The organism is Vibrio mangrovi (assembly GCF_024346955.1).
Lineage (GTDB): Bacteria > Pseudomonadota > Gammaproteobacteria > Enterobacterales > Vibrionaceae > Vibrio > Vibrio mangrovi.
Genome location: NZ_AP024884.1, coordinates 499,516 through 524,778, shown reverse-complemented (window position 1 = coordinate 524,778; position 25,263 = coordinate 499,516). Strand labels below are relative to the sequence as shown.

The 25,263-nt window shown below is 45.6% G+C and carries 22 protein-coding genes; 12 read left to right on the top strand and 10 right to left on the bottom strand.

The window, feature by feature from the left end; all coding sequences use genetic code 11:
* The first annotated feature begins 93 nt into the window (after positions 1-93).
* Positions 94-3,582, top strand: coding sequence for an acyl-[ACP]--phospholipid O-acyltransferase (locus OCU74_RS18570; RefSeq protein WP_087480882.1), 3,489 nt, complete (start codon positions 94-96; stop codon positions 3,580-3,582).
* Positions 3,583-3,615: 33 nt separating this feature from the next.
* Positions 3,616-3,807, top strand: coding sequence for a hypothetical protein (locus OCU74_RS18565; RefSeq protein WP_087480883.1), 192 nt, complete (start codon positions 3,616-3,618; stop codon positions 3,805-3,807).
* 17 nt (positions 3,808-3,824) lie between these two features.
* Here OCU74_RS18565 and amrA read toward each other — a convergent pair whose 3' ends face one another.
* Entirely contained in the window at positions 3,825-4,409 is a 585-nt protein-coding gene (amrA, locus tag OCU74_RS18560; protein ID WP_087480884.1) for an AmmeMemoRadiSam system protein A, read from the bottom strand.
* Entirely contained in the window at positions 4,381-5,166 is a 786-nt protein-coding gene (amrB, locus tag OCU74_RS18555; RefSeq protein WP_087480885.1) for an AmmeMemoRadiSam system protein B, read from the bottom strand. The genes amrA and amrB overlap by 29 nt, the downstream gene beginning before the upstream one ends.
* A gap of 32 nt (positions 5,167-5,198) precedes the next feature.
* Between amrB and amrS the strand changes: the two genes are divergently transcribed.
* Together amrS and OCU74_RS18545 are read left to right on the top strand one after the other, a co-directional pair.
* Positions 5,199-6,326: an AmmeMemoRadiSam system radical SAM enzyme gene (amrS, locus tag OCU74_RS18550; protein ID WP_234993575.1), complete on the top strand. Its 1,128-nt coding sequence runs from the start codon at positions 5,199-5,201 to the stop codon at positions 6,324-6,326.
* A 208-nt stretch (positions 6,327-6,534) separates the two neighbouring features.
* Complete coding sequence (locus tag OCU74_RS18545; protein WP_087480887.1) at positions 6,535-7,314, top strand: DNA/RNA non-specific endonuclease; 780 nt, start codon at positions 6,535-6,537, stop codon at positions 7,312-7,314.
* 120 nt (positions 7,315-7,434) lie between these two features.
* Here OCU74_RS18545 and OCU74_RS18540 read toward each other — a convergent pair whose 3' ends face one another.
* The 3 genes from OCU74_RS18540 to OCU74_RS18530 are packed head-to-tail and all read right to left on the bottom strand — an operon-like array spanning position 7,435 to position 9,538.
* Complete coding sequence (locus OCU74_RS18540; protein WP_087480888.1) at positions 7,435-8,025, bottom strand: Crp/Fnr family transcriptional regulator; 591 nt, start codon at positions 8,023-8,025, stop codon at positions 7,435-7,437.
* Between the two features lie 32 nt (positions 8,026-8,057).
* Positions 8,058-8,900, bottom strand: a complete 843-nt coding sequence (locus OCU74_RS18535; RefSeq protein WP_087480889.1) for an arylamine N-acetyltransferase family protein — start codon at positions 8,898-8,900, stop codon at positions 8,058-8,060.
* 5 nt (positions 8,901-8,905) lie between these two features.
* Positions 8,906-9,538, bottom strand: coding sequence for an NAD(P)H-dependent oxidoreductase (locus OCU74_RS18530; RefSeq protein WP_087480890.1), 633 nt, complete (start codon positions 9,536-9,538; stop codon positions 8,906-8,908).
* Between the two features lie 372 nt (positions 9,539-9,910).
* On the opposite strand from OCU74_RS18530, the gene OCU74_RS18525 reads away from it, so the two are divergent.
* The 5 genes from OCU74_RS18525 to dbpA all read left to right on the top strand — a co-directional run bounded on the left by OCU74_RS18525 (position 9,911) and on the right by dbpA (position 15,021).
* Positions 9,911-10,417, top strand: a complete 507-nt coding sequence (locus OCU74_RS18525; RefSeq protein ID WP_087480891.1) for a type VI secretion system PAAR protein — start codon at positions 9,911-9,913, stop codon at positions 10,415-10,417.
* 5 nt (positions 10,418-10,422) lie between these two features.
* Positions 10,423-11,370: a hypothetical protein gene (locus OCU74_RS18520; RefSeq protein ID WP_087480892.1), complete on the top strand. Its 948-nt coding sequence runs from the start codon at positions 10,423-10,425 to the stop codon at positions 11,368-11,370.
* Positions 11,367-11,909 (top strand): hypothetical protein, encoded by a 543-nt coding sequence (locus tag OCU74_RS18515; protein WP_143693182.1) that lies wholly within the window; start codon positions 11,367-11,369, stop codon positions 11,907-11,909. Before OCU74_RS18520 ends, OCU74_RS18515 begins: the two co-directional genes overlap by 4 nt.
* 464 nt (positions 11,910-12,373) lie before the next feature.
* Entirely contained in the window at positions 12,374-13,564 is a 1,191-nt protein-coding gene (locus OCU74_RS18505) for a DEAD/DEAH box helicase (protein WP_087480894.1), read from the top strand.
* Between the two features lie 71 nt (positions 13,565-13,635).
* The gene (gene dbpA / locus OCU74_RS18500) at positions 13,636-15,021 is read left to right on the top strand and encodes an ATP-dependent RNA helicase DbpA (protein ID WP_087480895.1); all 1,386 of its coding nucleotides are present in this window, start codon (positions 13,636-13,638) and stop codon (positions 15,019-15,021) included.
* 34 nt (positions 15,022-15,055) lie between these two features.
* Here dbpA and OCU74_RS18495 read toward each other — a convergent pair whose 3' ends face one another.
* Complete coding sequence (locus tag OCU74_RS18495; protein ID WP_087480896.1) at positions 15,056-15,982, bottom strand: DMT family transporter; 927 nt, start codon at positions 15,980-15,982, stop codon at positions 15,056-15,058.
* 100 nt (positions 15,983-16,082) lie between these two features.
* Positions 16,083-16,796 (bottom strand): helix-turn-helix domain-containing protein, encoded by a 714-nt coding sequence (locus tag OCU74_RS18490; protein WP_087480897.1) that lies wholly within the window; start codon positions 16,794-16,796, stop codon positions 16,083-16,085.
* A gap of 365 nt (positions 16,797-17,161) precedes the next feature.
* Here OCU74_RS18490 and OCU74_RS18485 point away from each other — a divergent pair, with 365 nt between their 5' ends.
* On the top strand, positions 17,162-17,677 hold the full coding sequence (locus OCU74_RS18485; protein ID WP_143693184.1) for a hypothetical protein: 516 nt from the start codon (positions 17,162-17,164) through the stop codon (positions 17,675-17,677).
* Between the two features lie 53 nt (positions 17,678-17,730).
* On the opposite strand, the gene OCU74_RS18480 is transcribed toward OCU74_RS18485, so the two are convergent.
* Positions 17,731-19,581 (bottom strand): DEAD/DEAH box helicase, encoded by a 1,851-nt coding sequence (locus tag OCU74_RS18480; RefSeq protein WP_087480899.1) that lies wholly within the window; start codon positions 19,579-19,581, stop codon positions 17,731-17,733.
* A 622-nt stretch (positions 19,582-20,203) separates the two neighbouring features.
* Here OCU74_RS18480 and rnb point away from each other — a divergent pair.
* Positions 20,204-22,201, top strand: coding sequence for an exoribonuclease II (gene rnb, locus OCU74_RS18475; protein ID WP_087480900.1), 1,998 nt, complete (start codon positions 20,204-20,206; stop codon positions 22,199-22,201).
* 159 nt (positions 22,202-22,360) lie between these two features.
* Here the strand turns inward: rnb and OCU74_RS18470 are convergent, their stop codons facing one another.
* Entirely contained in the window at positions 22,361-22,705 is a 345-nt protein-coding gene (locus OCU74_RS18470; protein ID WP_087480901.1) for a DUF3024 domain-containing protein, read from the bottom strand.
* A 244-nt stretch (positions 22,706-22,949) separates the two neighbouring features.
* On the opposite strand from OCU74_RS18470, the gene OCU74_RS18465 reads away from it, so the two are divergent.
* Positions 22,950-23,768: a phosphate ABC transporter substrate-binding protein gene (locus OCU74_RS18465; protein ID WP_087480902.1), complete on the top strand. Its 819-nt coding sequence runs from the start codon at positions 22,950-22,952 to the stop codon at positions 23,766-23,768.
* Between the two features lie 66 nt (positions 23,769-23,834).
* Here the strand turns inward: OCU74_RS18465 and clcA are convergent, their stop codons facing one another.
* Positions 23,835-25,244: a H(+)/Cl(-) exchange transporter ClcA gene (gene clcA, locus OCU74_RS18460; RefSeq protein ID WP_087480903.1), complete on the bottom strand. Its 1,410-nt coding sequence runs from the start codon at positions 25,242-25,244 to the stop codon at positions 23,835-23,837.
* Between the last annotated feature and the right edge of the window lie 19 nt (positions 25,245-25,263).

Below are 25,263 nucleotides of genomic sequence, written 5' to 3'. Positions count from 1 at the left end.
AGAATAATTAAAAATTCCTCTTTACAATCGAACAGCGTTCAATTACATTCAATCCATCAATTGAACACTGTTCGATTACATTGGAGATTAAGTATGAATAATGCAACGACCGTCAGAGGATTTATCACCTTTCTATGGGTTGCCTTCATGAACGCTTTTGTCGATTTAGGTCATAAAATCGTCGTGCAGAATACCCTGTTTAAAACATTGTCTGATCATCAGCAAGTTCTGATGACTGCAATTGTCAATGCCTTGATTCTGTTACCTTTCGTCTTATTGTTTACCCCGTCAGGGTTTCTTTCGGATCGCTATTCAAAAACCAGAGTTATGAAGATTAGTGCCCTGTTTGCCGTGCTGATCACCCTAATGATCACCCTCTGTTATTATCGGGGCTGGTTTCATGCTGCCTTCACTCTGACATTCATACTGGCAGTACAGAGTGCACTCTACTCTCCGGCCAAATATGGTTATATCCGTGAATTGGTGGGAGCAGAAAGACTCAGTAGCGGTAATGCCTGGGTTCAGGCAGTATCGATGATCGCGATTTTAGCCGGAAGTGCCGTTTTTTCTGCCCTGTTTGAACTGAAGCTTTCCCCTGACACACCAGCTCAGCCGGACGCTATTCTTCAGGATATAGCCCCGTTAGGCTGGCTATTGGTTATCGGTTCGGTGATCGAATGTCTGCTGGCATTTCGTTTACCGGGACAGACACGCTTACAGGGACACACACCTCAATATGGCGATCAACATCAGGCGAGAGTGCCGGCATTTGCCTGGAAAGAATATGTACAGGGAAAAACCCTCAGCCAAAACCTCCGCTTACTGTTCCGGGAAAAAGCGATTTGGCAGTCAGTCATCGGTCTGACCCTGTTCCTTTCCATCAGCCAGGTGATGATTGCTGCCTTCCCTGCTTATGCAAAAAGTCACCTTGGTATGGAAAATACCTTCATCATTCAAAGTATCATTGCAATGGCAATCATCGGGATGATGATCGGCTCTTCATTTGCATCAAAGCATTCCGTCAATCACATCAATCTGGCGCTCATTCCCGCCGGAGCTCTGACTGTCTGTGCCGGACTATTCTTTCTGCCACAGGTTTCTTCAAACATCCTGCTCGGCTGTATCTTCCTGACCATTGGCGTCGGCGGTGCTTTCATGCTGGTTCCGCTGAACGCACTGATTCAGTTTCACGCCAAAGAAGAGCAGATCGGCAAAGTACTGGCCGGAAACAACTTCATCCAGAATGTCGGCATGCTGCTGTGTCTGGCACTGACCGTTGCTTTTACAACTTTGAAACTTGATGTCAGCTATATTCTCTGGGGACTGTTCGGCCTAAGTGCTCTGGTTGCTCTGCTGGCTGTCATTCTATTACCGGAAGTTCTGGTACGTTCGGTGATGAGCAAACTGATTGGCCGCAAATACCGCCTGAAAGTTCTGGGATTCAACAACTTGCCTGAAGGTGGTCAGGGAACACTGCTGCTCGGGAACCATATCAGTTGGCTGGACTGGGCGATTGTACAAATGGCATCACCACGCCGGGTTCACTTCGTCATGGACAGAACGATCTATCAACGCTGGTATCTCAAATGGCTGTTTGATCTGTTCCAGGTGATTCCAATCGCTCCAGGTCAGAGCCGTGAAGCATTGAATAAAATTACAGCGCTGCTCAATCAGGGAGAACTGGTCTGTCTGTTTCCTGAAGGACGTATCAGCCATCTGGGTCAACTGGGAGAATTTAAAAAAGGCTTTGAACGAGCCTGTGAACAGGCCAACGGTGTCATTATTCCTTTCTATCTGCGCGGTATGTGGGGCAGCTTCTTCTCCCGCTCAAGCAAACGTCTGGCAAAAGCAAGAAAAACCGGAATGAAACGAGACGTTATTATCGCATTCGGTCAGGCAATGGACATTCACTCAACAGCAACACAAGTTAAACAGAAGGTGTTTGATATGTCGGTTGCAACCTGGAATGAGTACGCTAATACACTGGATACACTACCCGAAGCCTGGATTTCAACGGCAAAAGCCCGTCCCAGCCAGTGGGCTGTTGCGGACAGCCATGGAAAACCAGTCACACATAGCCAGTTTCTGGTCGGCAGCCTGCTACTAAAACGCCAAATCCAGCAACTACCGGGGCAAAACTTAGGATTGCTGGTTCCGACATCAAGTGCCGGGCTGATGAGTAATCTGGCAACCATGATGGCCGGAAAAACCGTGGTCAACCTGAACTATACCGCCTCACTGGAAGCACTACGTAATGCAAAAGAAAATGCCGCAATTCAAAGTATTGTGACGTCCAGACGTTTTATCACCAAACTGGAAAAACGGGGAATCGACTGTCAGACAATTTTAAGCGGCTGTCAGATCTGCTATCTGGAAGACTTTAAAGAAAACCTGAGCCGGGCCGCAAAAGTTGTGATGCTGCTGGCGGTTAAATGTCTGCCTGCCCGTTGGATCAACCGGTTACTGTGTCGGCAACAGCAGCGGGAAGACACTGCTGCAATCCTGTTCTCTTCAGGCAGCGAAGGCGCTCCGAAAGGTGTCATGCTCAGCCATAAGAACATTCTGGCAAATTTACGTCAGGTTTCCGATGTCCTGAATATCCGGGACAACGACAAAATTATGGCCACACTACCGCTATTCCATGCATTTGGTCTGACAGTGACCGGGATGTTACCGCTGATTGAAGGAATCCCGGTGATTTGTCATCCGGATCCGACTGACAGCCTGAATATTGCCCGGGCAGTGGCTAAATATGAGGCGACGCTGATGTGTGCAACCTCCACATTCTTAGGCATGTACCAACGGAACCGTCGTGTAAATCCGATGATGTTCAGTTCACTGAGAGCGGTGGTTTCCGGAGCTGAAAAGCTGGACAGTAAAATCAAAGCCGGATTTCAGCAGAAATTTATGGTGCCTGTCCTCGAAGGCTACGGCACAACAGAAACCACTCCAGTCGCCAGTGTCAATCTGCCGGGACATCTGGTCCGCACAGAAGGATTTATTCAGGAAGCGGCCCGCGAAGGAACCGTTGGTCTGGCCCTGCCCGGCACCACATTTAAAATTGTTGATCCGGTAACTCTCGCCCCGTTACCTGCCGGAGAAGATGGCCTGATCCTTATCGGCGGAGCACAGATCATGCAGGGTTATCTGAATGATCCGGAAAAAACTGACGAAGTTGTCGTCAGAATTGACGGGCAACGCTGGTATAAAACCGGAGACAAAGGTCATCTGGATGATGATGGTTATCTGACTATCGTGGATCGCTATTCACGTTTTGCCAAACTGGGCGGAGAAATGGTGAGCTTAGGTGCGGTTGAACAATATGCCCGCGAGCTGCTTGATCAACCGGAATCGGGTCTGGTAGCTATCAATTTGCCGGATGAGAAAAAAGGCGAACAGATTGTGATGCTGGTTGATCAGAGTTTAGAACCGGGTGAAGTAAAGAAACTTCTGATGCAGAAAGGCATGCCGTCACTGATGCTTCCCAATAAGATCATGCAGGTGGCAAACATTCCGCTACTGGGCAGCGGTAAACTGGACTTCTCCACCGCAAAAAATCTGGCTCTGGCACAAATGGGATAGAAGCTTAGAACGTCAAACAGGTAGGTAAATATTATGCAAACAAATAAAATTAAAGAGTTAGAGTATATTCTGGATATGGCAGATCTGGCAGTCCTCGCATTATCCTCAATATTACTGACAGACTATAAAGGTGTGTCTGCTTTACAAAAAGGGATTCTTGAGATCAGCCGAAAAGCAACCCAGCTGATAGAACAGGAAACCTGTATGGAGCAGGCATTACAATAAAACAGCTGAGTATGTCGTTACAGCATCCGCCGTATACTGGTCACCGTAAAAACCCGGACTTCGATTCCCGGTGGCCAGTCATCACTTCTCCATCCCGCTTTACGCTTCAGATGAGAAACAAAATCTGCCGGTTCAGGTAATGATTCCCACACCTGAGGCAGAAAAACGCCCCGATGCATCTGATCCGATAAGATCACCCCGACGCGGTGTTCAGCAAGATAAGCCAATAACGCCTCTTCCGAACGAACCTCAAGCAATTCCGGCTCGCTCAGTACCGAGACTTCAATCGACAGTGCATCAAGCTGCGATGAGGTCAGCGGAGCAAATCGCTGATCTTCACAGGCACTGGCGCGGGCCTTCTGATAAACATCAAGGACCAGTGGCGTATGAGCGACCAGAGAACCCAGACATCCCTGTAACTGCCCGTTCACTTCCAGTGTGACAAAACATGCTCCCGGCCGGGTCAGCCTTGCTGGATACTGATCCAATTGCGGAGGCGATGTTTCCGCATCGGTAAAAAGCCCGCAGATAGCATCGCGGGCAATCTGCCAGAGCTGTGCCATCTCATCCGGATTAGGATTCTGAGACAATAAAGCTGCCATAGCCCACCACACTCTGTTTATCCCCGGCCGTATCTCCGGAGTTTTTCAGAGCGACCCGTTGCAGGCGATAACCCCGCTGCTTCATGAGTTTCAGCAATGCATTAATTCCGGTCGCTCCACAAGCCTGTTCTGAAGTCAGTGAAGGCTCAAGCCGTTCAATCAGATGACAGGTTTCACGGTCAAGTTTCTGGGCCTCCTGATAAGCGTGGTAATGACTCAGATCACTGCTGACAACCAACAGCGTATGATCGTCCTGCCACACTTCATCCAGTAACCGGACAACCGAATCCGAATCAATATGTCCGATTAAAAGCGGCACCAGTGTGAACTGTTCCAGACAGACCTGTAAAAAAGGAAGCTGCACTTCAAGGCAGTGTTCGAAAAGATGCGCCTGATCGGAAATCTCCACCAGCTCCTGACGGCAAAGCTTATCCGCCATCTCAGTATCAATAGGTACTTTACCCAATGGCGTAGAAAAACAGTCGACTGCGGGTAAAGCACAGCCATTCACGTAGACACGATGAGCCGGACCAATCAGAATCACCCGCTGAATTCGGTCGGCCTGAGAAAACAGATAACGGAACGCCTCGGCAGCAATCTCTCCCGAATAGCGATACCCGGCATGTGGCACTATCAGCGCCCGTATCGGTTCTTGCAGCTTTTCATGTTCTCCTAACCACTGCTCTAATTCAGCAAGCAATATTCCCGGAGACTTGGCATAGAAAGTTCCTGCAACCGCTGGATAACGAATATTCATAACTTCACACGATTATTCATGTAAAAACTATAATGAGTATATACCCAAATGACACAATTGAAGGTCTTATGCATCAGCCTCCGGAGAAATATCCGACCCAATACTGGCATCGTCTTGATGATGGCCGGGTTGTCTGCGATGTCTGTCCCCGTAATTGTTGCCTGCGTGATGGTAAACGGGGTGCCTGTTTTATCCGGCAAGCAGCGGATGGCGAGATCGTGCTGACCAGTTACGGTCGTTCCAGTGGCTTTTGTATTGATCCGATAGAAAAGAAACCATTGAACCATTTTTATCCTGGCAGTTCTGTGCTGTCATTCGGTACTGCCGGTTGTAATCTGGGATGTAAATTCTGCCAGAACTGGGAGATGAGTAAATCCCGAGAGACCGATACGCTCGCCGATATAGCTATGCCGGAACAAATAGCCCGGACAGCCCGGCAATACGGCTGTAAAAGTGTCGCTTTCACTTATAACGATCCTGTGATTTTTATGGAATATGCGCTGGATACAGCACAAGCCTGCCATGAGCTAGGAATCTACAGCGTGGCTGTCACTGCCGGATATATCAATACAGCGCCCCGAGAGGCATTTTTCAGCGAAATAGATGCAGCCAATGTCGATCTGAAAGCATTTACAGAACGCTTCTACCACAAAATCTGTGGCGCTCATCTGGCTCCGGTACTCGACACTCTGCTCTATCTGCATCACGAAACCCGTGTCTGGTTCGAAATTACCACATTACTCATTCCCGGAGAAAATGACAGTCCGCATGAAATCGATGCCATGACCCACTGGATTTACGACCATCTTGGCCCGGATATTCCGCTGCATTTCAGTGCCTTTCATCCGGATTTCAAAATGCTGGACAAACCCCGCACCTCGCCGGAAACCATCGGTCAGGCCAGAGAAATTGCCCTGAGCAACGGCCTGAACTATGTCTATGTCGGTAATATTTTTGATGAAGCCGGAGACAGCACATACTGCCCGGCCTGTCAGCATAAAGTTCTGTCACGTAACTGGTATCAACTGGGAGAAAACCATCTTTCCGATACCGGCATCTGTCAGCACTGTGGTTATCAGATCGCCGGTCACTTCGCCCCCATCGGACACAGTTTTAACCGCAGAAGAATCCCGGTACGCATCAATCCCAGACAAGGCTGAATATCCCGTGCTTTTTAAAAAACCAATCTGTCATAAAGACTGTTTTTAAGTGGTTTTCAAAACCTTATATAAAAAATGCCTCATGCAATCGATTACCTTGCTATTAACAATTGACGGCCGATGAATAACCAATCAATATCATATCGGTTACATTAGGGTAACGAATTATAACAACAGAATATGGTTTGCATTACACAAGGGATATGATATGAAAATCAACATGCTTAATGTCATGATTGTCAGTGGTTTTATTTTTTCAACCAGCAGCGCCTATGCTGCAAACTGTCTCTCCGGTTGTCCGACCGGGGTAAACAACGGTAAGACAATTACCCGGCCAATTTACACACTCAAAAACAACCGCAGTACCAAATTCGCAGACTGGGTTGCCTATCACGTCACACCAAACACTATCAGCGGCCCATCCAGAAAGCGTAAATGGGCAGCCGATCCGGACCTGAGTTCATCCAATACTTTAGAACCTGACGATTACCGCGACGCACACGCAGTCATCGGTACGGATCGCGGCCATCAGGTTCCTTTATCTGCCTTCAGTAACACCAGCAACTGGAGCATGACCAACTATCTCTCCAACATTACACCGCAGGCGTCAAACCTGAATCAGGGACCGTGGGCAAAACTGGAAACAGCAATCCGGGATTATGTCTCACAGGGCAACGATGTGTATGTTGTAACCGGTCCGCTGTATGAGAGCTACTTTGCAAGTCTGCCGCAGGCTGATGAATCCCACACGATTCCCAGCGGATATTTTAAAGTCGTTGCCGAACAGAGTAATAACCGGATTTACACCTCTGCATTCATCATGTATCAGGATGCCGGATTGCGGGATAATTTCTGTACATCGGAAGTGACCATCGATGAGATAGAATCAAGAGCCGGGATCGATATCATGCCGAATCTTTCATCCAGTGTGGCGAATTCTGTCGAAGCGAGTACCGGCGGTTTAAGCCGGGAACTGGGATGTTATTAATTTTGGCTTTGATCTCCCTTCAGTTGTTCAAAAAGGCCCGGATGGGCCTTTTATTTTTTCTGATTGAAGATATTCAGACAACCGGCATTATGCCTCATACCTAAAGATTTATATTCCATTTCACAGACAACGGATTATTTGAGCCCGGATACGACTCAACGCAACGGGTGTGATCCCAATATAAGATGCGATCTGCTGTTTGGGTAAGGTACCTTTTAATTCCGGGAAATCACGGCAAAAGTCCAGATAACGTTGTGTTGCACTGTGTTTCACCATACTGCTTTCTCTGACTTCTTTATGAATAAAGATCGTTTCCAGAAACCTCGCATAGGCTTGCATAAAAGCCAGATCCTGGCTCATTTGTGCATAAAATGGTTTCCAGGGAAATGAAATCGCCACACTATCGTCAAGTGCTTCAATCGTAAATAACGTAGGCTGTTCAAATACCATAGCGCGAGTTGAACCCACAACCCGTGGTGCTTTAGCAAAGGTTTGTGTATATTCTTTACCACTTTCCGATATGCTGTAATAACGGACTAGCCCACTACTCAGAAAATACATACGATCTGAGTGTTCCCCCTGACGGAATAAACAATCGCCTTTTTTAAGCGCATGAATCTCAAAGTGCAGAGTAAACAGAGACCAGTTAATGTCCGGGTGATACTGTTCGAAAAATTGTGCCAGTTGGTGTTTAAGATGTTGTCGGTCCATTCGCCGTAGCCCCGCTATATTTATCCATACCGTCAACCTCTTCCAGATGAAGTGATCTGAAGCTCTGATGCTGCCAGTTTGGGAGCGACGTAGCGTTCAAACAGAAACTCACATATTTCATGTTCAATGCAAAGGCCAAATGTCTGTGTAAGCAGAGTGAATAACCTGTCGCTGGAATCAATTATTGTTTCAACATCCTGATTTTCCGTACGATGAGTAAACCGGTGATTGGTCAGCATCAATACTTCTGTCGGCGTTTTCCGGCTCACCACCAGATTATTTACAAACACCGCATCCGGATGCTTATGGGAATAAAAATGCCCCATTGCACAATCCGCTTCTGTGTACTGCGCCATATCAAACCGGTACAGGATAAAAGGTCCGTCTACATGATGCTGGACCAGTTCATATTCATCGTTATCAATGGCACGAACCCAGAACTGGTCCAAACCAGCCTGTTGAGGAACCTGAATGTTCAGCGCAATCGGCCCAATTGGGCAAGATCCGCCAAAACCGACATCCACCAGATAAGTTTCCCCCTCAAGTTCAACAAGAGTAAGACGGTGCGTTCTGGGGACCGGACGAATGTTGTTATTTAAAACTCGCCCGAGTACGAGGCGGGTCGAATAACCAAGAGAACTGAGTAACTCATATGCAATTCTATTGTGCTCAAAGCAGTATCCGCCAGCACCTCGCTGCACGATCTTATCAAGTAAAGATTCCGTATCCAGCGGGAGTGGTTCATTCAGTAACACAGCAATGTTATTAAACGTAAACCGTTCAATATGGCGGGCCATAAACCGACGCAGGAATACAATGTCAGGCTGTGCCGGCGGTGTTAATTCCAGCTTTTGCAAATAATTATCGAATGTCATGTTCTTTACCCTTTCAACGACACAAACCGGACAAAATGTTCACGAGGTATACGCACCTTCACCGGACTCTGCATATCAGCCTCCCGGTACCCGATAGCACAAATGACACAGGCACTTAAACCATATTGACTCAACCCTAATGTCTGATTGAACGCCTGTTGATCAAACCCGGTCATAGGGCAGGTATCAATACCCAAAACAGCCGCTTCAGTCAACACGGTACCCAGAGCAATGTACGCTTGTTGTTCAGCCCATGCCCTCCGGGAATCATCACTTTTCTCAGCCATGGCTGATTTTATATGATCTGCGTAACCATCCAGACTGCCAACCGGAGTTTGTGTCTGCTGATAGTGACGTGCAAAATAACGTTCAACAGTTGCATCACTAATCACCGTCTCGTTGGCAAAAACCAACAAATGGGAACACTCTCTGACCTGACTCTGCCCGAAAGCCTGCTCAGATAATTTTGCCAGCAAGTCTCGCTCCTGAATCACCCATACCTGATAAGGCTGAAGACCATAAGACGATGCAGACAAGCGTGCAGCTTCCAGTAGATTATTTATCTTGTCATCATCAACTTTCTGATTTGAAAAATTCTTGAGTGAGTAGCGCCATTGTAATGCGGCAATTGTGCTCATTGTTGTAACCTTTTGTCCTTTTGAATGTAAGGTCACTATATTGTTGCGCTTTCCAAGAGTAATTAACCTGGGTTAATTGTTTATATATATCTGGGAGTAACCAACTTGTGAGGACACCTTATTCTCATACTTTTCATCTTTGTTCGGATCGTATCCTTTTCGGTGATCATGTCAGAACATGACTAAAGCATTGTTGCTGAATAGCCATGCAAATCACAGAGTTAATGCTCAGTACTTATAACCAAAACCATTTAGCTGACAGCATTACTATTTTTTGAATGAGTCTCATATTTTTATTAAAAACACAAGAAAATATGAACATATAATCATAAAGTCGACACCAGAATCGTTACTCACTTGGAGATTTCAATTTTGGGAGAAAAAGCAGCAAAGCTAGGAGATTTGGGAACAGCCCATGATGGTTTCCCTCCAACACCGATTATCACTGGTTCTCCTGATGTATTTATAGATTCAATGCCAGCAGCCCGAGTTAGCGATCAATTAACGATGCACTCAAAACCAATGAATCCACCACATCCACGAAAAATTACAGAAGGCGTATCAACAGTACTAGTGAATGGATTACCCATTGCAATCAACGGTAGTTCCATTAACTGTGGAGGAGTCGTTGTAGGAACAGGGAGCGTCATTGTTGGTACATGCAGTTCATCCTCACCCACTAAAGAAATTGTTTCTGCATCATATGACGAAGCCTTCGTTTTATATGACGAGGAAGCTGGTTTACCATTAGCAAACACAGAATATCGAATTCTTAGAGCTGACGGTTCTTACGAATATGGAACAACAGATTCGAATGGAGCAACACACTTAATTACCAATTCATCTCAGGAAGAAATTGAAATCGAAATAAAAGGATAACAATAGTGAGTGAGAATCAATGGAAAAATATTGGTAAGTCAATATTGTCATCAACATCAAACAAAACAAGAAAAGAGATTTCTATTCCGACAGAAAAAGAAAATATTATAGTTATTGGTACGGATATCCATGATGAAAGTTTCTGGACTCAAATGATGTTTATCGCTGCAGCCACTTATAGAATAAAATCTGGGATGAGAGCTGCAGATAATAATGTTATCGCAATTGTTCCTTATGGATATACTAACCTTGAAATAGGTGTTTTAGAAACATATAAAAAGGAATTTAAATTTGAATTAGTTACCATAAAAAACTCAGCGCAACTGATATCTTTGTTAAATAGAAATAGAGATAGAGTTAAGATTCAAGATTTATATCTTTATACACATGGAACTCCAGGTGAAATTAATTTCAATATGGGGGGAAGCCCAAAAATAACCATCACTAAACATAGTTTAGCTAACATTAGTGAAAAATCATTTTCTGTAAATGGCATAATACACAGCTTCGCTTGTAGAACTGGGATGAAACTCTCTATTGCACTACTGAATAAATCTAAATTCAATAATGATGCAGAAGCAAAACCCGATGAAAGTCTAGCAATGCAAATGGCAAAATACTTTCATGTTCAAGTCAATGCATTTTTAACTCGAACGTTTTATCGACACGTATTGCGAGACTACCAATTAGACTCTAAAATCGAGCAGGAATTAAAGAGTTTACGTAAAAAAAATGGTGATAACTCTGTTTATAATTTATTTAATGAATACGAGGCGTTACCTCACAAAGGGATTTCTGATGGGATCACGAATTTTGGTGCAAGAAAAGCTGGTACAGATAATTATGTACTATGGCCAATACATGGTGGAAGATGTCGGCCATCATCAGCCTCGACACCAAAAGGACTAAGCAAAGGAGTTAAAATTTTCACTCCAGATGGAACATGGTCATGAAGCGTATAATAGCAGTTTTAACTATCTTGTTCATTTTCACCTATCAATCACAGGGGTCAAATATGTCGGGAATGGCAGTATTTCATAAACAGAGTTGGTCAGAAGAAGATTTCAAAAATATCATTTTAAATGAAATCAACACAACAAATCCATTTAAACCATTAGCTGATGACTATGCAGGTAAGGTAGCAATTAATATAGAGTTACCTGAAGAATCCCTTCGTAATTCCATAGTAAAAATATACTCATTTGTGATGCAAAAAAACATCTACATTGGTCCATACAAAGAAAAAATAATTATTTCTGCTGATAAAAAAATGGTGAAAAGTGAAGAAAGTGAAAAATATGATGGCATGGATATATTGGACCTTTCATTTATTGATAAAAATAATAGAATCACCTACACATGTGAACAAGAAAAGATATATAAAATTTGGCAACTAAATAAAATGGTAACAATTCAATTCTTAAGTCGCAAGAAATTGGATGAAAATGACCAGCCCTATTGTTATGCAGCACAAATTACGGATTCACTATGATTTAGGTTGATTAGTGGAGACGAGAAGAAAAAGAAAGGAACTCGGTAAAGTTTGTGCGATCTGATAAGTCGCCCAACACATCAAACGGGCAAAACAGTACCGAGTGACTTGGCAAGCTGCCGTGTTTCATCGGCGATTTAAATGCGCAGTAATCCTCCGATAGCCGTTGTTTCCACGCTTTTCGCAGAGGTCGATTATCAACGGTAATAAGAGTTCATCATCAGCCTTGATGTAGCGTACAGGGCGGCCTTCCTGGCACACATAACACAAATGTCTATGAAATCAGAGAAAGACATTGTGCGTCATATTCCCAAAGCCAAAGAGTCGCTCATCTGAATCCCCGATCCACCTTTAATCAACCAAAGACAAACAACAGATACAGATAAAGCTCTCATCAAAGCAATCTTCATGGTAAAATCCCGCGCTTCACTTATCCAGCCGTTCCAGAATCATCAGAGGTAAATATGTCATTTGCGCAACTCGGACTCAGTGCTCCCCTGACACAAGCTGTCAGTGAACTGGGTTATCGTCAGCCGACTACGATTCAGACTCAGGCCATTCCGGTAATTTTGCAGGGCAAGGATCTGATCGCTGCCGCACAGACCGGAACCGGTAAAACTGCCGGATTTGTCCTGCCGATTCTGGACAAACTCTCTCAGGGGCAGACGCAGCGTAAAAAACGGATTCGGGCACTGATTCTGGTACCAACCCGTGAGCTGGCCATTCAGGTGGCAGAAAAAGTCGCGCAATATGGCAAACATCTGGCGCTGACTTCGCTGGCGATTTATGGCGGTGTCGATGAACAGCCACAGAAACAACGTCTGATCGAAGGTGTCGATGTGCTGGTGGCAACGCCGGGACGTCTGCTCGATTTGTATGGTCAGCGAGCCGTCTATTTTGAAGAAGTGGAAGTGCTGGTACTGGACGAAGCAGACCGGATGCTCGACATGGGCTTTATCGACGATCTGAACAAAATTCTCGATCGGCTCCCGGAAAATATTCAGCATCTGCTGTTTTCGGCAACCTTATCCCGCAAAGTGCGCGATTTGGCAAAAACTGCGGTATATAACCCGCATGAAATTACCATCGCGGCCAATCAGGCTTCAAAAGCCAGTATCGAACAGTGGCTAATCACCGTCGATAAAGATAAAAAGTCAGCCCTGCTGGCACATCTGATTCAGGAGAATCAGTGGAATCAGGCCCTGATTTTTATTGAAACCAAACATGGTGCCGCCAAACTGGTCACTCAACTGGAAAAACGGGGCATTCAGGCCGAAGCTTTTCACAGTGGCCGCAGTCAGGCTATCCGGGCCAAATTACTGGAAGATTTTAAGACCGGTCAAATCAAATACATGGTTGCAACCGGTGTGGCAGCGCGAGGCATCGATATTGATTCGCTCTCACGAGTAGTCAACTACGATCTGCCCTTCCCGGCCGATGAATATGTGCATCGTATCGGCCGGACCGGACGAGCTAATGCATCCGGGGAGGCGATCTCTTTCGTTTCTAAAGACAATTTCAAAAACCTGTGCATGATTGAAAGCCGTCTCGGCCATTTAATCGAGCGCCGGGAAATCGCCGGGTTCGAACCGAAAAAACCAGTTCCGGTTTCGATTCTGAATTATGTACCAAAACATAAGCGAACCAGTCAATAATCAACCCAAACGACAACAATCAAAACGTTAAACGTCAGACACCCAGCATCACTTTTATAAGGAATACCCTTTTGAGCCAGTTATCTTTTTCTTCTTTGCCCTTGTCCCCGGGACTGCTGCAAAGTCTCGACACGCTGGGTTATACCAGCATGACTCCGATTCAGGCACAGAGTCTGCCTTTTCTGCTGCAAGGCAAAGATATTATCGGTCAGGGAAAAACCGGCTCGGGGAAAACGGCGGCATTTGGTCTGAGTCTGCTGCATAACCTGAATGTCAAACGCTTCCGGGTTCAGTCTCTGGTACTTTGTCCGACCCGCGAATTGGCGGATCAGGTTGCCAATGAGATCCGTTCACTGGCCAAAGCGATCCATAACATCAAAGTGCTGACACTCTGCGGCGGTATGCCGATGGGACCACAAATCGGTTCTCTGGCTCACGGCGCTCATATTCTGGTCGGTACGCCGGGCCGGATTCTTGACCATTTGCAGAAAGGCCGTATTGATCTGGCGGAGCTGAATACACTGGTATTAGATGAAGCCGACCGGATGCTGGAAATGGGTTTTCAGGATGCGTTAGATGCGATCATCGAACAAGTACCGGCCCAGCGGCAAACCCTGCTGTTCAGTGCAACATTTCCGGTGCAGATCCAGTCCATTGCTCAGCGCATCATGCATGAGCCGGAGTGGGTGAAAGTCGAGTCAACCCATGACAATACTTCCATTCATCAGGCCTTTTATCAGGTCGGTGATGACGATGAGAGACTGCTGGCGCTGAAGAAGCTCTTGCTGGCCCATCAACCGGAATCCACTGTCATTTTCTGCAACACCAAACGTGAAGTTCAGGATGTTGCCGATGCGCTCTATCACGATGGTTTCAGTGTGATTGATCTGCATGGAGATCTGGAGCAGCGGGAGCGGAATCAATCGCTGGTGCAGTTTGCCAATAAGAGTGTTTCAATCCTGATCGCGACAGATGTCGCCGCACGCGGACTGGATGTCGATAGTCTCGACATGGTGATCAACTACCGTCTGTCCCGCGATCCGGAAGTTCACGTCCATCGCATCGGCAGAACCGGGCGGGCCGGCAGCAAAGGCATGGCATGTAGCCTGTTCAGCGCTAATGAAGGCATCCGGGTGGCTCAAATCGACGAATATATGAATATGCCGATTGATCCGGTCAGTCTGCCGGGAGAGGAAGTCTTGAATCAGGCTGCGTTTCAGCCACAAATGGTCACGATTGAAATCTCCGGCGGGAAGAAACAGAAAATCCGTGCCGGAGATATTCTCGGCGCACTCACAGGCGAGCAAGGCATTGAAGGCAAACAGGTCGGTAAAATTAATCTGTTTGATATGCGGGCTTATGTTGCTGTCCAGAAAAACGTCGGTAAAAAGGCGGTGAAAAAACTGGAAAATGGCAAAATCAAAGGCCGCCAATTCAGAGCCAGAATCCTGCGTTAATGATTGTTCCCTGTCGATGGGGGACATCACTTCACTATCCACCGGCAGTTCTCCGTATTTGCTCTGCCGGCCATTTCACCGTTTGTAAAATTAAGCACAAAATAATCAGAGTCATCCCATACCAGCCGATTGTGGTGAACGTTTCTCTGACAATCCAGACCGCCAATAGTGTCGCAACTACCGGTTCGAATAAAGTAATCAGTGTCGCTTTAGCAGCATCAATCTGCTTCAGCGCATAGCCAAAGCATAAATATCCCAAAAACATTGGGATGAATGCCATATAGAGCATAATAGTAACATGCTGGATATCAGAAAATGCATTCTTTCCGGTAAAGACTAATGAAGGTAACAATAGTATTGCAGCACCTCCGAACATACTTGCCATGGATGATTTCGAACTAATTCCCTGTTCTATCATCTGCCTCGCAAACCATGCATAAACAGCATATGACAGACCGGCAACCAAGCCCAAACAGATTCCCCAGACATAAAATTTTTGCCGATCAGTCTGTTGTATGTGATTTTCCTGGCCAAGTATTAAAAGCACAATACCGGATACGCCGACTAAGAATGAAATGCCCCATTGAGAAGATATTGCTTTTTTGCTGATAAGACGTTCCAGCAAAACAGTAAAAAAAGGCGCACTGGCGAGTGAGATCAAAGTTCCTGTCGCAACCCCCGAAAGCTTAACTGCGCTATAAAATGAAAGAGGATAAGTTGCGACAGAGATTGCTCCTAATATAAGTCTCCCCGGCCGGGCAATAAACTGTTTACGGTCCGCGAGCAGATGACGACGCGCATTCCAGAGCAATAACAATCCACCCATTCCTGTCGCAAAAGCTCCGGTTGCCAGAGGGCTGACATCAGGTATAAAGCTGACAGCTGTTCCTGTTGTTCCCCAGAAGACACTGGCAAGCATAACGCACAAAACACCGCTGATACCTGAATCTCTGTAAGACATGAATCCCCCATAAATTGTCCCTGAATGAGGAATAATTCTATCTCTATGAAGACACTTCTATTTTGCTGATCGGACGGTTTTATTAACCTGAAAGACGTAATTAGCGCGCATATTTGGATGGTGGTAAACCGACATATTGTGAAAAACGTCGGCTGAATGCCGTCAGATTCGTATATCCGACAGTTTCAGCAACGATCTGTATCGGGTAATCGGTATGCAGCAGTAGAGCCTGTGCTTTTTCCATACGTAATTTGGTAATGTATTGAGTTACCGTGAGATTGGTCTGTTGTTTGAAGACCTTCTTGAATTGGGTCGGGCTCAAATAAGCAATTGTAGCCAATTGTGTATTGGAAAGAGGCTGAGAAAGATGAGCATCAATATATTCCATCGCATTTCTGATCCTATGATCGAATTGCTTTAATACCTGCTGCGCACACATCAGAGCATAGAAAGTGTCATACATTAACTTTTCAATATCTGTATTGACCTGATATTTAAGCTGCTCTTCAATGAAACTTAAATAACGCAATAGTGGTGATGTAATAGAAAAAACTACAGTACCCGAGGTCATGATTGGTTCAGGAAGTCTCTCAAGATCAGCTACAACAAACTTTGCTTCAGTTTCCGCAGCAAAGTAATGAACTTCTCCTGCTTTGACAGCGACACATTCGCCTGGCATCACTTTGCCTTTAAATGTCGCAACCTCCATGTTGATCACCCCTTTAACAGGCAGTACAAGCTGATGAAAACTGTGGCAATGTTGTTTGGTCTGACGGCTATAAGACCGAATGGACAATGTGTTTATTTTTAGCATGTAGTTTTCGATACACCAGAGGATTGAATGAAATAGTATACCTGATTGGCTGAAACCAACTGTAATTCACTGACACAAAAATTATCCCCGATATTTTTCATTCAGCAAATGATATCCAGAACGTAATATCTCGCCCTGAACCAAAAGTGATAAATAGCCACTCACTATCTACACCCATTAAGATGTATATCCATTAATATAATAGAGGTCACATGATCGGTCGCCTGAACGAAAGTCGATTTCCTGATTTGAATAATGAAGCACTCAGCACTGAATCCCAAACGCAAAATGCTATCTCAAAAACTCAGTCAAGCCATCTCAACAAAACCAGGATGAAACAACTTCACACGAACTCATGTGGTGCCGTGAGCTTACTATGTAGTGCAATAGAGTTAAAAACAGGGAAAGATCTTAAGACATCACTACAGTGTGAACAAAAGCTCTACCGGATCACGTCAGGCTCAGGACCAAATGATGATTTAACCAAAGCCGGTTACTCTCTGCCTCACCATATTATTCAGGCTGCGGATCAGCAAGGATTGAATTCAGCACTGTATTTCTTACCTAATGAATACTCAGATAAATTGATGCACCTCTACCCGGCGGCCAGAGAAGCCTGTGAGCGCCAAGGAGTTACGGTTAATCAAACCGCTCTTCCCCATCCTCATGAGAATCAGAGAGTATTAAAAGTTCTGCAAACCGCCAGTGGCGGTCTTCACTGGGTCATGATGAGACCGGATCAGACGTACATGGATCCGGCGACAGGAAAAGATGCCCAAAGTTTTGGCCAATTAAATCAAAACATCAGACAAGCCAGTTTTGGCAGTGAGAGCTATCAGGAAACCGGAATCTGTTTAGTTTTGACACCAAAGCAGGAATAAAAAAGGGAAGCGCTCAGCGCTTCCCTTTCTGTCCGGATAGAACGAAAAATTAATTATGCGTCTGCACGGCGTCTGCTGTGACCACGTTCACCACGGTGAGAACCACGATGATCACCTCCACGGTTACGATCAAAGCGGCGTTCGCCTTCACGACGACCATTCTCACGGGAACCGCGACCTTCTCCACGACCACCTTCACGGTTTGGGCGAGCACCATCACGACGACTTCCACCACGAGATTCACGGAAGTCGTTGAAATCACACACAACAGCACCAACATCTTTCTGGCGAATCCGTAATTTACGCAGCTTACGGGTAACATCAGAAGACATGCTTTTTGGCAGTTGGACAAAAGTATGGCCCTGTGCAAGTTTAATTGCACCAATCGAGTTTTTGCCTAAGCCCAGCTCGTTCGCCAAAGCACCGACAATATCTTTCACCTGTACGCCCTGCTCACGGCCAACCTGCAACTGGTAAGTATCCCAGTCCTGATTTTCCTGACCATAACCACGGCGGCTACCACCACCTTCACGGCGTTCACGACGGCGCAGTTTCTCGCGTTCGATCTCAGCAACCATTGGATCTTCGCCGATATAAAACAGTGGACGTTTACCCTGCTGACGTTTCAGTAACATAGCAGCCAGTGTCGTGGTGTCGATATCCAGAGAGTCTCTGAGTTGCTCAACCAGCTCGGAAAATTTCTCCAGTGCTTTGTGTTCTTTTTCAGTTTCCAGTTCCTGACTCAGTTTTACCAGACGAGCCTGTGCAACCTGATCACGGTGTGGCAACTGAATTTCTTCCATAGAAGAACGAGTTACCCGCTCAATGGTGCGCAGCATCCGAATCTGGTTGGTCCGAACCAGCAGAATCGCTTTACCCTGACGCCCAGCACGACCGGTACGGCCAATGCGGTGGATATAGGATTCAACATCAAATGGAATGTCATAGTTGAACACGTGAGTGATACGCGGCACATCCAGTCCACGAGCCACAACGTCAGTTGCAACCAGAATGTCAGTCACACCTTTTTTGATGTGCTCAACTGTTCTTTCCCGTAAAGACTGAGGAATATCACCATGCAACGCAGTTGCTCGAAATCCACGGGAAGAAAGCCAGTCAGCCAGACGTTCGGTATCCTGACGGGTACGAACGAAAACAATCGAAGCATCGGTTTCCTCTGTTTCAAGCATACGCACCATAGCTTCATCTTTTTCTACGCCTTTTACGACCCAGAATTGTTGCTCAACTTTAGCAACAGTCTGGTTTGCACCGGCGACGTCAACCCGGGCAGGATCACGCAGGAAGCGGTCAACAATAGTTTTCACCATTGGCGGCATCGTTGCCGAGAACAGGACACGCTGAGCACTTTCCGGTGCCTGTTCCATAATCCAGGTTACATCATCGACGAAGCCCATTTTCAGCATTTCATCAGCTTCATCGAGAATAAATGTATGGCACTCGTCCAGGTGAAGACGATCACGGGTAATCAAATCTTTTACCCGTCCAGGAGTACCCACAACGATATGAGCACCGGATCTCAGAGCGCGCATCTGATCAACGATTGACGCACCGCCATAAATTTCTAAAACTTTCAGGCCAGCGATCTGCTGACCCAGATTTTTAATTTCTGCTGCAACCTGAATTGCCAGTTCACGGGTCGGTGCCATCACGATAGCCTGAGGCTTACGCTGATCCATAATCAGTTTGTTAAGCAAAGGCAGAGAAAAAGCAGCAGTTTTTCCTGTACCAGTCTGTGCTTTACCTAAAGCATCACGACCTTCCAGCAAAAATGGGATAGCAGCAGCCTGAATGGGTGTAGGAGAGACAAAACCCATGTTGTTCAGGGCAGTAAGGATTTCGTCTCTAAGAGCTAATTCATTGAATTGAATTACATTTTCTTGCATGGGGTTTCCACTAATTTAGATGAATAACAAGGCCCCATGCGCTTTACCATTTCTAATCCAGTCAAGGATAGATTCCTTTCCGTGCGGTATTGACTTAAGTCCGCTTTAAAGCGACCAGGGACATAACAAAGGAGGCGGATTATTCCCTAAAAGCATAAAAAAAGCCAGAAAAAATTGAAATTCATCACATATTTTTCTCGATGCTGACAAAAGTCACTCTTTTTATCCGCCAATCAATGCATTTACAATGCTTACTGAATAATAGCTCTCTGAAATTTTATCTCCAGTTTTCCCCACAGAAAGATGGAATTCACCTCTCAATATATGCATGTTCGTTCATGTTGGTCTCTTTTGACTGCATAAAGCTGCCTCTGTTCAGCGAGCATGTGATATTTCCATACATTTACGTCCGGATGATCCCAACGTTTATCCCCTGTTGCTACAGGTCAACACGACTATGGAATCATATACTTTCCCCTAATTACCTAGTACCATGTGGCGTATTACTATATTTATGGAAATTTCGCCGATATTCGACACCGTTTAGCGGAAGAAAATCTTGGCCAGAATCGAGGAGAGTCGGTCTCTCCAGAGCTTAAATGAAAGGTTAAAATAGTATCTGATGTTTCAAGACAACCCATTACTTGCCCAGCTAAAACAACAGATTCAGGAGAATCTGCCTAAGAAAGAAGGGACGATTAAAGCGACTGATAAAGGTTTCGGCTTTTTAGAAATCGACAGTAAAAACAGTGTCTTTATCCCGCCGCCATACATGAAAAAATCAATGCACGGCGATAAAGTGGTTGCCATCATTCGCACCGAAAACGAGCGTGAAGTTGCAGAGCCACAAGAACTGCTCGAACCAGCCCTTTCTCGTTTTATCGGTCGTGTTAAGCTGCATAAAGGTAAGCTGAATGTAGCACCGGACCATCCGCAATTGAAAAAACAGCCACTGAAAGCAAAAGTCAGAAAGGGGCTGGATCCAAATACCATTGCAGAAAACGATTGGGTCGTTGCCCAGCTTACCCGTCATCCATTAAAAGGTGATAACAGCTTTTTTGTTGAAATAACGCATAAAATTACTGATGCTGATGATAAAATCGCACCTTGGTGGGTTACTCTGGCAGAAAACGATTTACCGAATCAGGAACCGGCAGGAATCGAAAACTGGGAACAGAAAGATGATCCTGCACTGGAACGGGTTGATTTAACCGATGTTCCGTTTGTAACCATTGACGGTGAGTCCACTCAGGATATGGATGACGCGCTGTTCGCCAGACGGACTGAATCCGGTGATTTCGAACTGACCATCGCTATTGCTGACCCGACAGCTTATATTACGCCGGATGATCAGATGGATAAGGTTGCCCGCGAACGTGGCTTTACCATATATCTGCCAGGCCGTAATATTCCAATGCTCCCCAGAGATCTGGCCGACAACCTGTGCTCACTGCGGGAAGATGAGATTCGTCCCGCACTCTGCTGTACGGTAACTGTCGCTCAGGACGGAACCCTTCAGGATGATATCCGTTTTTTCTCTGCACAAATAAAATCTCATGCACGTCTGGTTTACGATCATGTATCAGACTGGCTCGAACAGGGTGAATCAGCAAACTGGACACCTTCAGACACGATTGCTCAGGTAGTTCGGGATCTTTATGACTTCTCCCTAGCCCGGATTTCATGGCGGGAAACTCATGCAGTCGTCTTCCCGGACAGACCAGATTATCGCTTCGAACTGAGTGAAGACAACGACGTAATTGCGATTCATGCCGATACGCGCCGGAGCGCCAACCGTCTGGTCGAAGAAGCCATGGTGACAGCAAATGTCTGTGCCGGTAAAGTGCTTCAGCAACAGTTTGGCACCGGAGTATTTAATGTCCATGACGGTTTCAAATCTGAACGGATTGCCGACGTGATTTCACTCATTGCCGAACATGGAATGAATGATCATGATGCAGAAACCGTGAAAACACTGGAAGGTTTTGCTGCACTACGTCGCTGGCTCTCAACTCAGGATACCAGCTATCTGGATAACCGTATCCGCAAATTCCAGAGCTATAGTGAAATCAGTAATCAGCCAGCCCCGCACTTTGCTATGGGTCTGGATGTCTACGCAACATGGACTTCACCGATTCGTAAGTATGGTGATATGATCAATCACCGCTTACTCAAATCCTATATTATGGGTAAACCACCTGTACAATTACCGGATGAATTGGTGGGTGAAGAGCTGGCAGTCCATCGAAAACATCATAAGATTGCAGAAAGAAGTGTCAGTGACTGGCTTTATGCTCGCACTCTGGCCGATGAGCCTCAGAAGCAGACTCGCTATCATGCTGAAATATTTGATATTAACCGTGCAGGAATGCGGGTCAGATTACTTGAAAACGGCGCGTCTGCATTTATTCCGGCACCATTAATTATGGATAATAAAGAACGGATCGAATGCCACGCTGATCATGGCTACATTTACATTGATAAAGCACTGGTGTACAAACTGGGCGACACGCTTGAAGTAACACTTAATGAAGTCAATCAGGAAAACCGGAACATTATTGCAAAGCCGACTGAAGTTTTTGCTGAATTGACTCAGGTCGATACACAAAAAACAGCATAAATCCAGAATTCGACCACCACCGTTATAAGCCTATGCTGTGGTGGTTTTATCTGAGATAGCTGCGTGAATCAATTACCTCGCATATAAAAAAGGGTATTCAGATGAATACCCTTTTTTCCGAACACAGCCACTTACTGGCACATTCAAAAAACCGACGAACTAAGACCAGAACAATGATTTGGGGTCTTTTTCAACTTCACGGGTTAATGCCGTCAAATCCTCACTCTTTCCTAGAAAAGGATAAGGTATCCATGCATTCTTACCATCCGGGACGTAGAGCGTCCACAATCTCGATTCCTGATCCCATTGGATCTTTGCAACTGGTGTCGAGTAGTCAAAATGGCTGGAGTCAAGCTTATAATGGTGCTTAAGAAATGTTACACCATTGATAATCGGCTCAAAGCATGACTTACCGATGCCAACCGGCAACCCTTGGTTGCGGTTTTGACACAAAAGTTCTGCCCGGTGTTCGATCTGACGTTGTAATAGGTTAACGACCGTCATCTATACCTCAATAAGCCTCTGAATAAACTGAGATAAGCAACCATCCCATAGTTTTTATTCTGTTGCATTGATCTCGCAATGTATTGAGTATAAACCATTCCCTCTTTTAGGACGATACACAAATACGAATAACCATTATCTTGACAAAGGAGATTTGTCTTTCTTCTCTTTCTATAGAGCAGTCACAAAAGTGTCATCAAAATCTCATAATATCTGAGCTTTCTTATATGACTTGGAGTGGATTATGTTGCGGGTTGTTATCGGCCTATTTCTCAGTACATTGGTAATGTCTTCACAGGTTGCTGCCAAAGAAATCAATGTGTCAGGGTCAACATCGGTTGCGCGAATTATGGATATTCTGGCGGAAGACTATAATAAGACACATCCGAAAAGCTATGTTGCCGTTCAGGGTGTGGGCTCAACCGCAGGAATAACCTTACTAAAAAAAGGTGTTGCTGATATTGCAATGAGTTCCCGTTATCTGACTGAAGGAGAACTGGAAGAGAATCTGCATATCCAACTTCTGGCGTACGATGGACTGGCAATTGTGGTAAATCTGGCCAATCCGGTGAAAAACCTGACCAGAGAACAACTATACAAAATCTATAAAGGTCAGATTACCAACTGGAAAGAACTTGGTGGAAATGATCAGAGAATTGCCGTTGTCACACGAGAAGCATCTTCGGGAACCCGATTCAGTTTTGAAAGCCTGTTAGGATTAACCAGAGTCGTCAATAATCGTCTGGTTTCCGACATCAATGCCAGTAATCTGGTCGTCAACAGTAACAGCATGGTCAAAACGCTGGTCAACCATAATACGCGTGCGATTGGTTTTATTTCTACAGGCTCCGTCGATCAATCGATTAAAGCCGTTCCCTTCGAAGGCGTAATGGCTTCCAGTGAAACAATTTCTGACGGTTCATATCAGCTTTCCCGGCCATTTCTGGTCGTCCATTATTCTGATAAAGCGAGTCCGGAAACCAAAGATTTTGTCAGATACCTTCAGTCTGACCGGGTTCGGGAACTGGTTCTGAGTTATGGATACATTCCATCCATTAAGTAAATCTGTACGGAATAAGACTAAAAAAGGACTGGCCAGCCAGTCCTTTTTATGTTGTTTGCAAATCAATTAAACCGCGGGTTGTTCCTGTGGTGGTAAATCCTGCTGACGCAGTTTTTCGTTTTTCAGCGTCCGGTGTAGTAACTGGCTGTATAATGGCTCACCACCCAACAACTGAGCAAAAATAACTGCCCCAAGTACTGTAATGATCAACGGTAAAATCAGATAGTAGTTATTGGTCATTTCAATCACCAGTAAAATGCCGGTTATCGGTGCCCTGACCGTTGCAGCAAACAGTGCTCCCATACCAGCAATCGCAAACATCCCCGGATCAAATGCCAGTTCAGGCAGAAAGCTGTGTGAAATCACACCGAACGCATAACCAAACAGAGTCCCTAAAGCCAGCATCGGTGCAAAAATACCACCGGGAGCACCAGAACCAAAGCAGAGCATCGTGGTTAAAATTCGCCCCAGAAACAGCATAATCAGCAGACTAGCCGTGTAACCGCCATTGGTAATCACCGGAATAAGTGAGATACCTCCGCCAGTCAAATCAGGAAGATACAGCAACAGTATTCCAAAACAGCCGCCGAGAAACGAACCAACTAACAGGTAGCGTTTTCGATCATTACGATGAATTTTGACAAAGATATCCTGAAAAAAGGTGACTAACCGGTTGAAAAATACCCCAAAAATACCAAACAGAATGCCCAGCAGTAAAAATAGCCACAATGACTCGATTTCCGGAGCCTGATACTGAGGCATGGTAATCACGGCTGACTGGCCGTTGATCATCCGGAAGACAATATTGGCAAACACTGATGAGATAATTACAGCTTTAATCGAAATCAGAGTATAACGAAACTGTGGCCGCATCTCTTCAACGACAAACATAATCCCGGCAAGCGGTGCATTAAATGCAGCTGACAATCCACCGGCAGCACCGGCAGCCAGCAAAGAGTGCCGGGCATCATCATCTTTAACCCGGAACACACTTGAGATCATTCGCCCGATAGCTCCGCCCATTTGTACGGTTGGCCCTTCCCGCCCCAGAACCATTCCGGATCCCAAAGCGCCTAACCCACCGAAAAACTTCACCGGCAGCACCCGCCACCAGCGAACGCGCCGCATGCCATCCATTGCACCTTCGATTTCAGGAATTCCTGAACCGGCAGCTTCCGGGGCGAAACGGTGAACCAGAAAGTAGCCAATGAAAGCCAGACTCGCACTAATGAGAAAAGCAGCTAACCATAGCGGTAGCATGTTACCTATTTCGCTGATGAGCCAGTCGGTCCGGGTTTCAGATACGAAATGGATCCCCAGTTCAAAATAAGTACCAACCAGGCCGGACAGAATTCCGACCAGAATGGAAAGAAACAGAACAGAGACCGGAGTCTTATCTTTTGAGAGAAACTGATTAATTGCATCTTTAGGAACTTTTGCTAAAAGGGAAGGTTTGAATCTCTCTTTAGATGTCATTGAAATTGGGCCTCACAAA

Excerpts from the sequence above, each read along its gene's own strand:
- OCU74_RS18505 (WP_087480894.1), top strand. The coding sequence starts at position 12,374 with ATGTCATTTGCGCAACTCGGACTCAGTGCTCCCCTGACACAAGCTGTC.
- clcA (WP_087480903.1), bottom strand. The coding sequence starts at position 25,244 with ATGACATCTAAAGAGAGATTCAAACCTTCCCTTTTAGCAAAAGTTCCT.
- OCU74_RS18515 (WP_143693182.1), top strand. The coding sequence starts at position 11,367 with ATGAAGCGTATAATAGCAGTTTTAACTATCTTGTTCATTTTCACCTAT.
- OCU74_RS18540 (WP_087480888.1), bottom strand. The coding sequence starts at position 8,025 with ATGGACCGACAACATCTTAAACACCAACTGGCACAATTTTTCGAACAG.
- OCU74_RS18490 (WP_087480897.1), bottom strand. The coding sequence starts at position 16,796 with ATGCTAAAAATAAACACATTGTCCATTCGGTCTTATAGCCGTCAGACC.
- amrA (WP_087480884.1), bottom strand. The coding sequence starts at position 4,409 with ATGGCAGCTTTATTGTCTCAGAATCCTAATCCGGATGAGATGGCACAG.
- OCU74_RS18565 (WP_087480883.1), top strand. The coding sequence starts at position 3,616 with ATGCAAACAAATAAAATTAAAGAGTTAGAGTATATTCTGGATATGGCA.
- OCU74_RS18530 (WP_087480890.1), bottom strand. The coding sequence starts at position 9,538 with ATGAGCACAATTGCCGCATTACAATGGCGCTACTCACTCAAGAATTTT.
- OCU74_RS18570 (WP_087480882.1), top strand. The coding sequence starts at position 94 with ATGAATAATGCAACGACCGTCAGAGGATTTATCACCTTTCTATGGGTT.
- OCU74_RS18480 (WP_087480899.1), bottom strand. The coding sequence starts at position 19,581 with ATGCAAGAAAATGTAATTCAATTCAATGAATTAGCTCTTAGAGACGAA.
- OCU74_RS18470 (WP_087480901.1), bottom strand. The coding sequence starts at position 22,705 with ATGACGGTCGTTAACCTATTACAACGTCAGATCGAACACCGGGCAGAA.
- OCU74_RS18495 (WP_087480896.1), bottom strand. The coding sequence starts at position 15,982 with ATGTCTTACAGAGATTCAGGTATCAGCGGTGTTTTGTGCGTTATGCTT.
- amrB (WP_087480885.1), bottom strand. The coding sequence starts at position 5,166 with ATGAATATTCGTTATCCAGCGGTTGCAGGAACTTTCTATGCCAAGTCT.
- amrS (WP_234993575.1), top strand. The coding sequence starts at position 5,199 with ATGAGTATATACCCAAATGACACAATTGAAGGTCTTATGCATCAGCCT.
- OCU74_RS18535 (WP_087480889.1), bottom strand. The coding sequence starts at position 8,900 with ATGACATTCGATAATTATTTGCAAAAGCTGGAATTAACACCGCCGGCA.
- OCU74_RS18465 (WP_087480902.1), top strand. The coding sequence starts at position 22,950 with ATGTTGCGGGTTGTTATCGGCCTATTTCTCAGTACATTGGTAATGTCT.
- OCU74_RS18545 (WP_087480887.1), top strand. The coding sequence starts at position 6,535 with ATGAAAATCAACATGCTTAATGTCATGATTGTCAGTGGTTTTATTTTT.
- rnb (WP_087480900.1), top strand. The coding sequence starts at position 20,204 with ATGTTTCAAGACAACCCATTACTTGCCCAGCTAAAACAACAGATTCAG.